The 14,633-nt window shown below is 48.2% G+C and carries 17 protein-coding genes; 5 read left to right on the forward strand and 12 right to left on the reverse strand.

Going from position 1 to position 14,633, the window contains the following annotated elements:
* Positions 1-47 precede the first annotated feature (47 nt).
* The 5 genes from C7R93_RS00715 to cysK all read right to left on the reverse strand — a co-directional run bounded on the left by C7R93_RS00715 (position 48) and on the right by cysK (position 4,814).
* Positions 48-941 (reverse strand): hypothetical protein, encoded by an 894-nt coding sequence (locus C7R93_RS00715; protein ID WP_106837014.1) that lies wholly within the window; start codon positions 939-941, stop codon positions 48-50.
* A 111-nt stretch (positions 942-1,052) separates the two neighbouring features.
* Entirely contained in the window at positions 1,053-2,270 is a 1,218-nt protein-coding gene (locus C7R93_RS00720) for a hypothetical protein (RefSeq protein WP_244191411.1), read from the reverse strand.
* Positions 2,271-2,396: 126 nt separating this feature from the next.
* Positions 2,397-2,726 carry a YuzD family protein gene (locus tag C7R93_RS00725; protein WP_106837015.1) on the reverse strand — a complete coding sequence of 110 codons (330 nt, stop codon included), beginning with the start codon at positions 2,724-2,726 and terminating at the stop codon, positions 2,397-2,399.
* A 29-nt stretch (positions 2,727-2,755) separates the two neighbouring features.
* On the reverse strand, positions 2,756-3,889 hold the full coding sequence (locus C7R93_RS00730; protein ID WP_106837016.1) for a bifunctional cystathionine gamma-lyase/homocysteine desulfhydrase: 1,134 nt from the start codon (positions 3,887-3,889) through the stop codon (positions 2,756-2,758).
* A gap of 1 nt (position 3,890) precedes the next feature.
* Positions 3,891-4,814, reverse strand: a complete 924-nt coding sequence (gene cysK / locus C7R93_RS00735) for a cysteine synthase A (RefSeq protein WP_106837017.1) — start codon at positions 4,812-4,814, stop codon at positions 3,891-3,893.
* 195 nt (positions 4,815-5,009) lie between these two features.
* Here cysK and C7R93_RS00740 point away from each other — a divergent pair, with 195 nt between their 5' ends.
* Positions 5,010-5,237, forward strand: coding sequence for a NifU family protein (locus tag C7R93_RS00740; protein ID WP_007715787.1), 228 nt, complete (start codon positions 5,010-5,012; stop codon positions 5,235-5,237).
* A gap of 51 nt (positions 5,238-5,288) precedes the next feature.
* On the opposite strand, the gene C7R93_RS00745 is transcribed toward C7R93_RS00740, so the two are convergent.
* Genes C7R93_RS00745 through C7R93_RS00755 form a run of 3 tightly spaced genes read right to left on the reverse strand, consistent with a single transcriptional unit; the run spans position 5,289 to position 8,207 of the window.
* Positions 5,289-6,209 carry an alpha/beta hydrolase gene (locus C7R93_RS00745; protein ID WP_106837018.1) on the reverse strand — a complete coding sequence of 307 codons (921 nt, stop codon included), beginning with the start codon at positions 6,207-6,209 and terminating at the stop codon, positions 5,289-5,291.
* Complete coding sequence (locus C7R93_RS00750) at positions 6,206-7,165, reverse strand: 2-hydroxyacid dehydrogenase (RefSeq protein ID WP_106837019.1); 960 nt, start codon at positions 7,163-7,165, stop codon at positions 6,206-6,208. Before C7R93_RS00750 ends, C7R93_RS00745 begins: the two co-directional genes overlap by 4 nt.
* On the reverse strand, positions 7,122-8,207 hold the full coding sequence (locus C7R93_RS00755; RefSeq protein ID WP_106837020.1) for a protein kinase family protein: 1,086 nt from the start codon (positions 8,205-8,207) through the stop codon (positions 7,122-7,124). Before C7R93_RS00755 ends, C7R93_RS00750 begins: the two co-directional genes overlap by 44 nt.
* A 164-nt stretch (positions 8,208-8,371) precedes the next feature.
* On the opposite strand from C7R93_RS00755, the gene C7R93_RS00760 reads away from it, so the two are divergent.
* Positions 8,372-8,887 carry a phosphatidylglycerophosphatase A family protein gene (locus tag C7R93_RS00760; protein WP_106837021.1) on the forward strand — a complete coding sequence of 172 codons (516 nt, stop codon included), beginning with the start codon at positions 8,372-8,374 and terminating at the stop codon, positions 8,885-8,887.
* Here the strand turns inward: C7R93_RS00760 and C7R93_RS00765 are convergent.
* The 4 genes from C7R93_RS00765 to C7R93_RS00780 form a co-directional block, all read right to left on the reverse strand.
* Positions 8,882-9,661, reverse strand: a complete 780-nt coding sequence (locus tag C7R93_RS00765; protein ID WP_106837092.1) for a TIGR01457 family HAD-type hydrolase — start codon at positions 9,659-9,661, stop codon at positions 8,882-8,884. The genes C7R93_RS00760 and C7R93_RS00765 overlap by 6 nt on opposite strands.
* A gap of 143 nt (positions 9,662-9,804) precedes the next feature.
* Entirely contained in the window at positions 9,805-11,046 is a 1,242-nt protein-coding gene (locus tag C7R93_RS00770; protein ID WP_106837022.1) for a DUF4073 domain-containing protein, read from the reverse strand.
* 309 nt (positions 11,047-11,355) lie between these two features.
* On the reverse strand, positions 11,356-11,985 hold the full coding sequence (locus tag C7R93_RS00775) for a helix-turn-helix transcriptional regulator (protein ID WP_106837093.1): 630 nt from the start codon (positions 11,983-11,985) through the stop codon (positions 11,356-11,358).
* A 110-nt stretch (positions 11,986-12,095) separates the two neighbouring features.
* Positions 12,096-12,530 (reverse strand): DUF86 domain-containing protein, encoded by a 435-nt coding sequence (locus C7R93_RS00780; protein ID WP_048034536.1) that lies wholly within the window; start codon positions 12,528-12,530, stop codon positions 12,096-12,098.
* A gap of 242 nt (positions 12,531-12,772) precedes the next feature.
* Between C7R93_RS00780 and glpX the strand changes: the two genes are divergently transcribed.
* The 3 genes from glpX to C7R93_RS00800 all read left to right on the forward strand — a co-directional run bounded on the left by glpX (position 12,773) and on the right by C7R93_RS00800 (position 14,630).
* Positions 12,773-13,747: a class II fructose-bisphosphatase gene (gene glpX, locus C7R93_RS00790; RefSeq protein WP_106837023.1), complete on the forward strand. Its 975-nt coding sequence runs from the start codon at positions 12,773-12,775 to the stop codon at positions 13,745-13,747.
* A gap of 12 nt (positions 13,748-13,759) precedes the next feature.
* On the forward strand, positions 13,760-14,029 hold the full coding sequence (locus C7R93_RS00795; RefSeq protein ID WP_106837024.1) for a DUF3055 domain-containing protein: 270 nt from the start codon (positions 13,760-13,762) through the stop codon (positions 14,027-14,029).
* A gap of 184 nt (positions 14,030-14,213) precedes the next feature.
* Positions 14,214-14,630 carry a hypothetical protein gene (locus C7R93_RS00800; RefSeq protein ID WP_106837025.1) on the forward strand — a complete coding sequence of 139 codons (417 nt, stop codon included), beginning with the start codon at positions 14,214-14,216 and terminating at the stop codon, positions 14,628-14,630.
* Positions 14,631-14,633 lie beyond the last annotated feature (3 nt).

Raw genomic sequence — 14,633 nt, forward strand, 5'->3', positions numbered from 1 at the left:
TTCATTTTCGTCATGAAAAGGAGGCTGCGTATCAATCTCAAAAACGATTACTTACCAATCATTGTGTTGATCGCTTCACCCGGGTGTTTTTTCAAGAACGTCGAATACTCTACTTCCCATGGGTTCCATTTGCCTTCACCTTGGTAGCCCCATACGGAGTTGATGCGGGAAACGGTATCTGTGTTGTTCATTCCTACGAGCCTTTGCTCCCCTACCAATTCAAATGTACCGTTTGCATCCATATCGACTGGAGTCAAAGAACCGAATGGGTAGGAAAATACAGAAACAGCATCTTCTGTCGGCTGTACTTTGCCTGCTTTGTCATACAGCTTGGCAGCTACGTATACATCCTGGTTGGCACTTACGTCAAGCGTCAGTGGCTTATCCAGGTGGGAGCCTTTGCCCTCTACTTTAAAACCATCCACGAATTTCCCCTCGTAACGGATTCCTTCGTTTTCCTTTTCACCAAAAATCACAGCTGGCTTGTTGTTTTCAAAAGTAGCGATTACGTGGCTGTAAACGCCGCCGCTTCCACCAGTCGCTGTTTTCACAAACGCATCGGCAACATGATCACCTGTGAAGTCTACGAGAGTCAGCTCACCTTCATAGCCTCCCAGCTCTTTGATGTCTGTTTGGCTATAAGCGCCGGATTTCCCGTCTTTCACTACGATGTTCATATTGGAGGAATAGATGTCATCCGCTTTTTCTTTTTCTCCAATCAGGTATACGGCGTCATCCTTTTTATCGCCATTGACGTCAGCCGTTTTTTGATCGATCACATAGGTGTTTTTCGCGAGCTTCAATTCAGCAGCGGCAGAGAACAGCTTTCCTTTTTCAGAGTCTGCGTGCGCTACCTGTGTATTCAGTGCAGAAAATCCAGCTACGCCTACAACTCCTGCAAGCAGCAAATATGTAACAGGCTTCATCCATTTTTTATTCATCGTAATAGCCTCCATTGGTTGTTATGGGTTACATTTCCTACTATAGGACGCAGCCCATTCTATTTCGTTACAAAAGGTTTACGAATGATAAACAAACAGGTTAACAGCCAGTTACTTGACGTTATCCAGCACACTTTTGATAATGGCTGGCGAGTCTTGACGGATACTCAAGTTGTAGTGCTTTCTTACAGCTTGGTAAACGGCATTCAGATTTTTGCTGCTTTTGTTTTTACGATAAGCGGCAATCCCCTTGGAAAATTTAGGATGGTGAATTAGATCGCGGCTCCAGTCCCATGCCCGAGGCTTTAGGGCATCCTTACGTGCTTGATCGAGCATTTGGGGAAACTTCGGAATAAAGTACTGCCCGATTTTTCTACTAGCATTTTGGTATTCTTGGTGGCTCTCTGTAATAGAGGAAACAGGATCATCATTATAGGACTTTCCATTGACTGAAATGAGATCGCGCGGTTGTGTCGGCACCATGCCCGGTGCTAATTTCACCTGATAGTACTCCCAACCTGATTCGGTCTTTTTCCCGGGAAGGATGAGTTTCATAAAATGCTGCAGACGATCATACGCATTCTCCTCCGCGTATTTTATCGGACCGGATTCCATGCTAAGCGGTGAATCAGGATAAAGATAGCCTTCGCTATCTACTACATAACCAGGCAAGCCTACTTCAACTGCCCAGCGCACAGCAACATTCTCCGAATCCTTCAGATCAATTCCTCCGTGGTAAGGTCGAACAGTTCCGAACATCCGATACAGAACGGTCGCGACGAACTCCTTCGTTGCGATCCCATCGTCGATCTCATTTGGCATGACGTAACCGGCTTGAACAAGAGGCTGCAGGCGGGCATTCATATTGATTTGAGCTCTGGTTTCTCGTAGAGCTCTCCCCTCTTCTGAATAGGCGTTCGTATTCTTAATACCTTGGTCTAGCTCATCCAGATTCATGTCAGCCGGATATGCTGGAGGGAGATTACCGATAAAGTGATACAGATTCCAGAGAAATCCTTTTTTCGAGGATAAGAAATTCAAGCGATAAGTGAAATTCATTTTGTGATACGAATCTTCCGTTTCCATGTCGATTATATAGTCATCGGATGAATAAGGGCGCAGTTGCAAAAGCAATGGATGCGGATTAGTAATAGAGACCATCTGTACATTCAAAAACAAGTATTTTTCCGGATTGGGCGGAAGTTTATATGTAATTCGGTAGCTCGTTGTGTTTGCTTCTGCAATATTTGTAGCAGATGGGGTAACAAGTATGGTGGATAAACAAAGGGAGCATGCTAGAACGCTAAACACCATCTTTTTTCCAAACATAGAAAAATCACCCTTTTCCTTCAGATGCTAGTTAAACGCATCTTGACCTTCGAAGTTGCGCTCAGACTGTTATTCTAAAAAGAAAAACGACCAGATATATATCATCTGGTCGTTTCTTGAGCGATCTTATTCTGCCAAAGAAGCAATCGGCTGTACGCCCATGCTCTCCAGCTTTTCGTAGATATCTTTTAATTTCGGATTTCCCTCACCGACAATTTCCCCGGAAATTACGACAAGCGGATACCATAAATCTTCCTCGATAATGCGATTCGCCCAGCTTTTGTCATCGTCTGTCTGCGGCTGTTGAAAGTCGCTATAAACGATGCGGAAGCTGTCACTCCCATACTTGCGTGAGAGTGCCGCCTCCAGCCACTCGGCCGTTTCCTTAGCAGATGGCAAATTGACGCAGCTTGCGCACAATTGCTCTGTTCCAAAAACCTTGATATCGACAGTCACTATATCCGCCCTCCCCCGGGTCAGCTAGCTTAGGACAATGCTTGTTCCAGGTCCTCGATCAAGTCCTGAACATCTTCAATACCAACAGAGATGCGCACCAAGCCATCCGTAATACCCAGCTCAGCACGGCGCTCTGCCGGGATAGAAGCATGCGTCATGCGTGCAGGTACGCTGATCAAACTCTCCACTGCACCCAGTGATTCCGCTAGCGTGTAGTATTTTACCTTTGCCAATACTTCGTCAGCACGCTCTGCGCTGCCTACGTCAAAGGAAATCATGCCGCCAAAGCCACGCGCTTGCTTTTGAATCAGCTCATGACCGGAATGGCTGGACAGACCAGGATAGATCACACGTTTGATGTCGCTGCGCTCAGACAGCCATTTTGCTATCGTACGTGCGTTGTGCTCATGCTCTTCCATCCGAATTCCCAGCGTCTTCATACCGCGCAGCAAGAGCCAAGAATCTTGTGGCCCAAGCACACCGCCAATTGCATTTTGCACAAAATGGAGGTCTTCGCCCACTTGCGCATCTTTTGCTACAACCAGACCTGCTACCACGTCGCTGTGTCCACCCAAATATTTCGTTGCACTGTGGAACACGATGTCAGCGCCAAGGTCCAGCGGATTTTGCCAGTAAGGTGTCATGAACGTGTTGTCAACTACGAGCAGCACGCCTTTTGCTTTTGCGATGCCTGCCAACGCGCTGATGTCGCTTACTTTCAGCAGCGGGTTTGTCGGTGTTTCCATAATGATTGCTTTGGTTTCCGGGCGAATTGCCGCCTCAACAGCTGCCAGGTCGCTCGTATCTACATAGGTTGCTTCCAGACCCATACGGGAGAATACACGAGTAATAACGCGGTATGTACCGCCGTATACATCGTCACCTACCACGAGATGATCGCCTTTGTTGAACAGCGAGAGAATGGTGGAGAGTGCCGCCATACCGGAACCAAATGCAAAACCGCGCGCTCCGCCTTCGATTTCAGCGATGTATGTTTCCAATGCGTGACGGGTCGGGTTCCCGGTACGGGAGTATTCGAAACCCTTGTGAACGCCAATGGCTTCCTGTTTATATGTGCTTACCTGGTAAATCGGAACGGATACGGCTCCTGTATGTGGATCTCCATCGATTCCGCCGTGGATCAGACGAGTTTTGATACGCATCTTAAATTCCCCCCTGGTAAATTTTCTTGCTTAGATAACGTTCACTGCCGTCAGCAAACAGTGTCACGATGTTTGTGCCTGGAGCTGCTTCTCTTGCTTCGCGCAGTGCCGCTGCCATCGCTGCACCTGAGGAGCTACCTACGAGCAAGCCTTCCTTGGCAGCCAGCTGCTTGACCAGATCGAATGCTTCCACATCGAGAATCGTGTGAATAGCGTTGAAGTAGCTCGTATCCATGAACGGAGGCAAAAACTCCATGCCGATCCCTTCTGTCTTGTGTGGGCCGGATTCTCCCCCATTCAAAATGGAACCTTCTGGCTCGACAATTACCGTTTTCACGTTTGGTTTTTGCTCTTTCAAGTAGCGAGCAGCACCCATGAAAGTACCGCCAGAACCCGCGCCTGCCACAAATACGTCTACTTGGCCGTCCATTTGACTCCAAATTTCCGGACCTGTTGTCTTGTAGTGTGCGTCTGGGTTCGCCGGGTTAGCAAATTGCTGTGGTACAAAAGCACCTGGAATCGATTCTGCGAGTTCTTTTGCCTTCGCAATTGCACCCTTAATCCCCAGTTCTGTCGGTGTATTGACGACTTCTGCTCCGAGGGCACGCATCAGCTCTTGTTTTTCCTCGGAAAACTTCGCTGGTACGCAGAAAATGACTTTATAACCGGTTCCTACAGCGGCCAGCGCTACACCAATGCCTGTATTTCCTGCTGTCGGTTCAATAATGGTACCACCTGGGGCCAATTGGCCGTTCTCTTCTGCGGCACGAATCAGCTCCATGCCCAGTCTGTCTTTTACGCTGCCGCCTGGGTTAAAATATTCCAGCTTGGCGAACAAGCGGACACCCTCAGGGAGCTCAAATTGAGTAATTTCGACGATCGGCGTATTACCAATCAGTTCCTTAACATTGCGAAATACGTTCACGAAGATCTGACTCCTTATATTGAAGTACTTGCTTCTTTCTTTTTCATTATACCATGCAAAGATTACAAAAAGTCTACGCTACTAAACTTCGGCGCGTCAGAGAAACTTCAAAGTGTCAACAGGGCATGTAAGCCATGGATTTCTCACCATGGTATGATTATAATAAAGGAGAGGTTGGAAAGGAGTGAATGTAACATGGATATCATGGATCAAGTACAAGAAGTTCTCGATAAACTGCGCCCTTACCTGCAACGTGACGGCGGAGACGTACAACTCGTTGATGTAGAAGATGGCATCGTGAAGCTGCGCCTGATGGGTGCTTGCGGTAGCTGCCCTTCCTCTACCATCACCCTGAAAGCAGGAATCGAGCGTGCACTGGTGGAAGAAATCCCAGGCATCAAAGAAGTTCAACAAGTATTCTAATCCAGTCACGTCGACATGAAAGCAGCTACAGCAACCGCGTAGCTGCTTTTTTCATTTCCCCTTCTCCCTTCCTTTTTCCAAAAAGGCAATGACACGCTTCCCATATTCTTCAGGAACTAGCGCATAGCTGCGAACGTGACCCGCGCGTGGTACGATCCAAAACTCGGAATCTTTGTCCTGGGTCAGCTCAAATAGTCGTTCGCTGTTTACCATCGGGATCGTCGTATCGCCTGTCCCGTGTATAAAAAGAATCGGTTTGTTCGCTTGCTTCACTGCCTGATACGGATTGACGTCTCGCGGGTTGGCTCCTAGCAAAATAGGACACAAGGTAAGGATGAGCCAATTGAACGGAAAGCGAGGCAGGCCCGTCCACTGCGGCAAGTTCTCAGCCAAGTATTCACGCAAGGAATAAAACGGTGAATCTGCCACAATCGCAGTGATGCGTTCATCTATACCGCCAACCATCAAGGAGGTTGCCGCCCCCATGGAAAATCCAACAAGGCCAAGTCTGTGTTCCGGCTTCTTCGTTGCTGCAAAATCGATGGCCCCAAACAGGTCTTGTTGTTCACGAAGACCAATCGTAGTCAGTGCATCGCTGGACTCCCCTGCATTGCGAAAGTCGAACATCAATACATCAAAGCCGGCCTGGACAAGTTTTGCAGCCAGAGACAACGCGGGCAGATGTGGCTCCAATCTGTTTTGACTATACCCGTGGGCAAAGACCAGCGTCTGTCCATTCGAGACTCTCCCATTTTTTTCTGCCGACAAGTACCATCCGGCCAACGAAATCGTCGCTTCCCTGCTCGAAAAAACGACGGGCTCCGACTGTTCGATTCCAAAATCTCGGGGTTCCATGTGAATCGGCTTTCGTACAGGATGCGTCAAACGCCAGGTTACGTGAAACGAAACGGCTACTGCTGCAATCAAGAGAAGCACGAAGAGTCCTGTAATTAAAACAAAGAACGTGTTCATACGGCAGTCAGTGGTCCCCTTCCACTTAGCACCTCTACGATGTTAGCAGCAGCTAGCCTCGCCATCTCCGCCCTCGTTTGCACAGTCGCACTCCCGATATGTGGTAACGCTACTACATTCGGCAGTTGTAAGAGCGGGTTATCCATCGGGACAGGCTCGACCGCAAAAACGTCCAGGCCTGCCGCCCATATTTTTTTGTCTACCAACGCTTGATACAGTGCTGCCTCATCTACTGTCCCACCACGAGAAACATTGATAAACACAGCGGTTTCTTTCATGAGCGAAAATTGTTTTTCCCCCATCAGCATGCGCGTGTCCTCAGTCAGCGGTGTAAGCAGAACGACGTAATCGGACTCTTGCAGAAGCTCCGCCAAATCAGCATACCGTGCTCCCGTCTCTTGCTCAGCCTGCGGTTTGCGATTCCGGTTGTGATACAAGATTCGCATGCCAAATCCTTTGGCGCGTCTCGCTACAGCTTCCCCGATTCGCCCCATCCCAATAATCCCTAGGGTTGAACCATATACATTTTGTCCAGCCATGAGGTTCGGACTCCACGATGTCCATTCCCCCTGCAATAAATATCGGTTGGCTTCCGTCAATCGGCGGCCCGTTGCCATCAATAAAGCGAAAGCCAAATCGGCAGTAGACTCTGTCAGCACATCGGGCGTGTTGGTTACGATAACTTCGTGTCGTCTGCACGCTTCCAAATCAATATTGTCGTAACCAACTGCCATGTTCGCCACGATTCGAAGTCGTTTTGTACTCGCCAAAAATTCCTCGTCCACTCGTTCTGTCAGCATGGTCAAGACGGCATCTACATGTTCAATCTTTTCCAGCAACAGCTCACGCGGAATCGGCGCATTTTTTGTCCATTGCTCGACCTGGGCTACTTTTTCAAGCATCGCGATCACTTCAGGATTGAGTTTCCTCGTAACGAAAACTTGTTGCTTGATCATCTTTTTTCCTCCACAACCACTCAATTTGTGGAATGGATACGTCATAACGCTGTGCAATGAATTGGGGGTACTTTCGCAGTCCGTCTTCCATTTTTGTCAGCTCGTCTTCCAACTGCGCTTGCCATGCCTGGATGTTGACTTCCTGGCGCTCTTCTACCGGCAACTCCATGTAAGTCTCCACGAGCTTCAAAAACCTGCCTGGGTAGAGCATGAGCGCATAAATCACGGCGTATTCAGCTGGCAGCAGAGCAGAAACGCTGTTGTAGCCGTCAAGAAAGCTGGACACAGCCTCTTCATTCCAGCCGTTTCGCTTTGTCTCGGCTTTGATCCACTGCCCCACATCGCGAGTGCGCATATCAAGAACCCAGTTCCATTCACCTGCCATTAGACGTACATCCTTCTCTTTCCATAGCATATACCCTTGATCAAAATTTTGGTAGGCTACTTTCCCGAGACTAGCTGTTTCCTTCACGACTTTATCGTATCCAGCATCCAACAAATATTGAACCGACAATTCACCGAGCTGAGTAATGTACGTGAAGCAGGTCAACAAATATTCATCCATTGACGCGAGCTCTACATTTTCCTCATCCATCTCATCCCGGTATTCATTAAAATTCCGCAGCTTTTTGCGCCACATGCTCGGCCAGTTGCCAAGAGAGCTGTAGGGGATAAACATCTTGTCAGATGAAAAATCACTTGTGGCCTGATGGAACTGTGCAAGTGACTGGCCGCTGGCATAATAGGGATTGTCGGGAACCGCCTCCCTCACGCCCCTATATAAATAGTAAAGCTGCTCATCATCGACGATGTGAGCCTGCCCGCTTGTTGTGTTCACCAGCTTTAACAAGCGAATGTTTTGCTGTTGACTCAAATGCTTTTTTACTTTCTCAATTAACTTGCTTTTGTATTTATATCCGGCTGGCGCCTCGAACATGTAGTAAAGGCCTCGATCCGTTTCCAGTACCTTGCTTGCCCCCGTCGTGCGATATCCCTGGAGTTCAAAACCGTACTTCTCCTGAAGAAGCTCTTTTTCTTCCATACAGTCGTTCACCCTCCTTGCATACTGCTCTTCTGGTATTGTATGTCGGCAGATCGGGATAGGTGCCTATCTGGATGCAGATACTAGATGCATTCATGCCGACTTTCTGGGTGCTGAAAAGTCGACTTTTTGAACACGCACGTGAAAAAGGAGGAACCACAAGCATGAGTGAGCATCCACTAAATAGCGAGAGTTGTCTGGACTTCGTTATTGAGCTTTTGGAAAAACGAGGAGTCAGTTTGAATGACATTGCTGAAATCGTCATGTTCCTGCAATCAAAATACATCCCGGACATCACCATCGACATGTGTCTGGAGAGTGTGGCATCCGTCTTGAAAAAACGCGAGGTCCAAAACGCGTTGCTGACCGGGATTCAACTCGACATCCTCGCAGAACAAAAGCAGCTGCTTCCCCCGCTCCAAGCAATTATTGAATCAGACGAGCCTCTATACGGCATAGACGAGGTTCTTGCCCTCGCCATCGTCAATCTGTACGGGAGCATTGGATTTACCAACTTCGGTTATGTAGACAAGCTAAAGCACGGCAAACTCGCCGATCTCAACGACAAGCGTTTTGGTGTCCATACTTTTTTGGACGATCTCGTCGGTGCGGTCGCAGCCGCCGCCTCCAGCCGTATTGCCCACCGCCAGAAGCAGCAGGAAGAATGCTCCGAATCATAGTGAGATTCGTTGCAGCCATTCAGGCAAGTCTTCCGCAATATGGGTAGGCACAGCATGATGCTTGTCTGCTTCTTCGCGCGTGGAATAGCCTGTCAAAACGAGCAAGCTGTCCAAGCCACTGTTGGCACCTGCCTCAATATCCGTATATAAATTGTCCCCGACGATCAGCGTGTCGGCCGCAGCAGTACCAAGCTGATCCAGAGCGTATCGGACGATGATGGACTCCGGTTTGCCAATCACGATTGGTTTGGTCGCTGAGGCGACGGAGACCGCTGCCACCAGTGAGCCATTGCCGGGGAACAGACCAGCATCCGTCGGTAGGGCTGCATCTGCATTTGTAGCGATAAAAGTTGCTCCTGCACGGATAGCCCGTGCGGCGATCGCCAACTTTTCATACGTAAATGCACGATCAATCCCGACAATGACATAAGCCGGATCTTCTTCTGTAATCACATAGCCTGCATCCGTTAGCTGATCATGCAAGCCCTCTTCTCCAATTACGTAGACGCGTGTACCCGCTGGTGCCTGCTCTCGTAAATAGGTAGCGGTCGCCATGCTCGTGGTATACACGTCCCGAGCCTGTGCTTCTATGCCCATTGCTACCAGCCGTTCTGCGACGATTTGTGCAGAGGCTGATGAATTATTGGTCAGGAACAAATACGGAATCTGATGAGTTTTCAAGTGGGTAATGAATGCTGCCGCTCCCGGAATCGCTTCTTTTCCCCGATAAATCGTCCCATCCAGATCAAGTAAGTAACCTTTATATTGTTTCACTTTGTTCCATCTCCCGTCTGCTGTAGTAAGCCGGTTGTACAAGCTCTTCCCTCTTAGTGTAAACCTTCGTCCTTTCTATCGCAAAAAAACAGGAAACGGCCTTCCACCGCTTCCTGCTTTTTATCTAGTCACGTCAGTTTCACTTATTTTTTGAATTTGACCATGATTGGCTTGCCGTCTTCCAGGTTCATTTCCCCTTTATGACGGACATACACGACCTGGTTTCCTGGAAATGTCGGTGGATTTTCGGGATCAAAATCCCGCCATTTTTTTTGCTTGCCAACTGCGTACTCCATGTATCGCGTCGCGTTGACAAGCACATTATTATCATCATCTGCCTGTACATCCGGCGGCAACTGCTCGATTTTTCCATTACGGATGCCGAGCTTCTTAATTACTTTGTCGTGTTGGTAGTCATACGCTTGGATGACGACATCATCACCGTACACTTGCAAGCGCAGCCCTTGCTTAAAATCCCCTCCATCCGGCGCGACTTTTTCGCCGCCGTCTGGACCGGCTGACATCCATCCCGTTTCAATGCCGCCCGTGTTTACGACGGTAAAACCGCGTTTGTCTCCGCCTTTGACTTTCTTTTTGCCTGCCCAGTCCGGTAGGTTCAGATCCCAATGGGTATGACTCGTGAAGAAAACGACTTGCGGATAGTCTTTCAAGATGTTAAGGAGCTTGTCCACATTCAGGTAATCGTTCATGTATGGTTTTTGTCTGGAGCCTGAGACACTGTCCGGAAGCACATGGTGGGAGAATACAAAAATGGGTTTATTCTTGTCCTTCTTGCTGTAATGCTTCAGATTTTCTTTCAGCCAATCCAGTTGCTCGTTGCTCATGTATACTTCATCCCACAATTTAGGATCGTGGTATTTCATGTATTTTTCTGTGCCGAGGAAGAGAAAGGGATATCCCTTGATTTCCTTTTGGTGATAGACTTTGTCTTCTCCGCTGAATTGGTAGAAGCTATCGAACAACTCTTCTTCCGTTGTGCCGTTTGGCCATGTACTTTGTGCAAGCGTTTGGGGATTCTTCCACTTCGGCACATAAAACTCATGATTACCGATGCTGTACCAGACGTTGTCAGGGTAAGGATTTTTATCGAGCACATCTTGCACGGCTTGATATTCAAAATCATAGCCGCGAGGAGTAATATCACCGTTAATAATCAGCGCTTCGGACTTTGGATTTTCCTCATTGATGTCTTGCAAAACGTGATCAAAATCTCGGAGGTCTCCTTGGATGTCACTGATCACGTCAAATGTCATCGTCATCTTTTTCTTAGAAAATTTGTCATTTGCATGAGCGGAATCAACGACTGGCAGGATTCCACTCAACAAGATGGCAGAAGCAGCTAAACTTGATACCATTTTTTTCATAACGGATCTCTCCTCATCTGTTTTTCGGTCACGACGCCCATCCGATTTACCAATATTATCCGAATATCATTCCGCCTTTCTGTTGTTTCCTGTTTGTTTTGTTGTTTTTTACACCATAAATAGTAGATGTCCAACATAAAGAAAACGTTAAAACAACATTAAGATTGCTAGAATGGAGCAAAAAGGTACTTAATACCTGCCTGATTATAGAAAAAAAGGCACACCTAGACTTTGTTGATCGTCTCAGGGAAATCCGTAAACAAAAGAAAAAAATCCACCCGGTTCGAGTGGACTTTCGTACTAGCTATTTTATTTCGCTTCCTTGATTTGAAACACGCATTTGTCTCCGCCTTTTGCCATGCACGTGGTTTGCTCGACATTGGCTTTCAAGACCCGACGGAACAAGGAGAGCTCACAGCTACACGCTTGGTTGAATTCACGGGCTACTTGCGAGATTGGGCAATTGAACTCCTGAATCCGATAGCCGTCTCCATTTTCGTCCTTTTCCCATTCCACCATGTAGCCTTTATCGTTTTGCAGCTCGGCTAGCTTGGCTACACGATCCTCCAAGTCGCCTTGCATGTGGGAGCGATAAGTCTCTTCTAAGCGATTCTCGCGGCGCCTAAAGAGCATCTCAATTTTAGACAAACCGTCGATTTCCTTTATGTCTTGTAAAAAATCTAATGTCAAATGAGAATAATTGCGCGGGAACAGTTCATCTGCTTCCTGCGACAATGAATAAACATTCGTTGGGCGTCCCATCGCTTGGCGAACAAGCGTAGACTTGATCAAATTATCTCTCTCCAGGGTGTTCAAATGACGTCGTACCGCCATTTCAGTAATCCCTAGCTCGACGGCCATGTCGCTGACAGGGAGTGAACCTTTGACCTTGAGCATGTGCAGGATTTGATCACGAGTGGACGTTCCTTCGTTTGTCATACGTATCACCGTCCTTTCTCCCTATTGTAGTGGATGTAGACGTTTTAGTAAACAAACGAAAGTCTTTTGTATAAAATATCCGCTACATGGTAATGGAATGAAACCACTTTTTAAAACAGTTCTTTTTTCAAGAAGGCTCTCACCTGTGGTTCAAACTGACGAATGGTACCGGCAGCTTCCTCTACCAGGCTGTACATTTCATTGACCGGTACACTTGTATAATCGTTGACCAGATGCTTGCGGAAATCGGTCACACGTGTCAGGATCAAAGCCTGTTCATCCGTGATGACTTGCTCATCTCGCAAAATTTCCACGATGTCGCTGTAGCTTCCTGGATCTCGCATAATGAATCCATCGATCAGCGCGTTTCCGACATCCACTATTCCTTCGATAGACAAGTGCAGGGCTCGCTCCATCGCTGCAACAGCTACTTCATCCGCCAAAACCGCTTTGGCTCCTCGTTCGCTGAGCTTGTCCAACAGATCAAGCATACGAGACATATGTTCCAATACTTGGTCGATTCGTTTTGTATTCACGTCGTACATATATTTCTCCTTACTTTCGCTTTTTTGCTTTGCGTTTTGAGTAATAAACGGTAAACACAAATGTTAGCACCAGGACGAGAAGCACCAATTCCCCTTCCTGCAAATAGGAATTGCTCACCGGTTTCACCTCTTTTCATCCCTCAGTATACCAAATTTGTACGACCTGTCACGAATCGAGTATGACTTTGTGATACAATGATGGGGTGAATTTTTGCCGGCAAGCATAAGGGGAGGAACATACTGTGGAACGCGAATTGGCTCTGGAAATTGTGCGGGTAACGGAAATGGCTGCACTCGCCTCTTCTCACTGGATGGGACGTGGGAAAAAGAATGAAGCAGATGGAGCAGCGACCAGCGCCATGCGCGCCATGTTTGACACGATCAACATGAGGGGTACGGTCGTCATTGGCGAAGGTGAGCTGGATGAGGCCCCCATGCTCTATATCGGTGAAAAGCTCGGTAACCCGGAAGCAGGCGGACCTGAGGTAGATGTAGCGGTTGATCCGCTAGAAGGAACGACGATTGTCGCCAAGGGTCACAACAATGCCATGTCTGTTATCGCCGTTGGCGACCGTGGAACACTGTTGCATGCACCAGACATGTACATGATGAAAATGGCCGTCGGCAAACGTGCTGCCGGACAAATCAACCTTTACGATCCCGTGGATAAAATGATAGAGGTTGTAGCAAAAGCAAACAACAAGCGCGTACAAGATGTGACTGTCATTATTCAGGAACGCGACCGTCACCAGGCGATTATTGACGCCGTTCGTGAAAAGGGTGCAAGAGTGAAGCTTTTTGGAGATGGCGATGTGGGTGCTGCGATTGCTGCTTGTCTTCCGCAAACAGGGATTGACCTATTCTTGGGTATCGGTGGTGCTCCAGAGGGCGTGATCAGTGCCGCGGCGATCAAGTGTCTGGGTGGCGACATGCAAGCCCAGCTGAAGCCGCAAAACGACATCGAGCGCGAGCGCTGCATCAAGATGGGTCTCGACAATCCAGAGCAGCTCTTGACGCTGAACGATCTGGTCAAAGGGGACGACGCCATTTTTGCGGCAACAGGCGTCTCGGACGGAGAGCTGTTGCAAGGTGTGCGCTACCTCGGTGATGATATGGTGGAAACTCATTCGATCGTCATGCGTGCCAAAACCAAAACCATTCGCTTTGTCCGCGCTGTACACAATACCGAACACAAACCAAATCTTTTATGGAAGTAGAGGGAGACCTATATGGCAAATGAATTGTTCTACTTGTACGACGATGCTGAGGATACTCGTACACGCTTTGTCAGCTTTACGGGAGAAGCTACGCGTTTTGACCTCGCGATTACAACGTCCAACCGATTTTATGGGAAAGCGATTGTCATCAACATTCAAAATGGACGTTCCGCTATTATTGGACATGATGATCTGGAAGAAGAAGGCTATCTGGAATTTGCGTTCAACTTGAACGAGCGTGAAGCAGAAGAATTGAAAGCATTTTTGGAAACAGCCATTTAATTCACCAAAGGAAGAGCGATTGCAGCTCTTCCTTTTTCTGTGAAAAAGGTCCCCTCTCATGGGAGAGCGAATATTTGTAACCCCGCCCATTTCCTGCCGGACAATGCTCCTTACAGGCGAATGCCTCGTATACTGCTACTGCACAGATGCACAGACAGATAACGAGAGGAGTGCCATTCGCACAATGCAACCTAATCCATATGACCAAAACCAATACGATGAAACTCAATATGATTCAAACGAATACGATCAAAACCAATTTGTCCCTGCACAATATGACCAGCCACCTTATTACCCAGGAGACCAGGATTATCAATACATTCCTGAAGATCAGGCTCATCCAGTCTTTTTCCGAAGAAGACAAGGTCCTGAAGTGGTTGTCGTCCCACAGCCATATCCTTGGTGGGGATGCAATACATGCTGGCCTGGTTACTGGCCCACATGGGGAGGCTGGCCTGGTGGATGGGGTTCCGCCCCCGGTGGCTGGGGTTCCGCCCCCGGTGGCTGGGGTGGAGCCCCCGGTGGCTGGGGTGGAACGCCCGGTGGTTGGGGTGGTTCACCCGGTGGTTGGGGTGGTTCACCCGGTGGTTGGGGCGGTTAATAG

This window comes from Brevibacillus fortis (genome assembly GCF_003013395.1).
GTDB lineage: Bacteria > Bacillota > Bacilli > Brevibacillales > Brevibacillaceae > Brevibacillus > Brevibacillus fortis.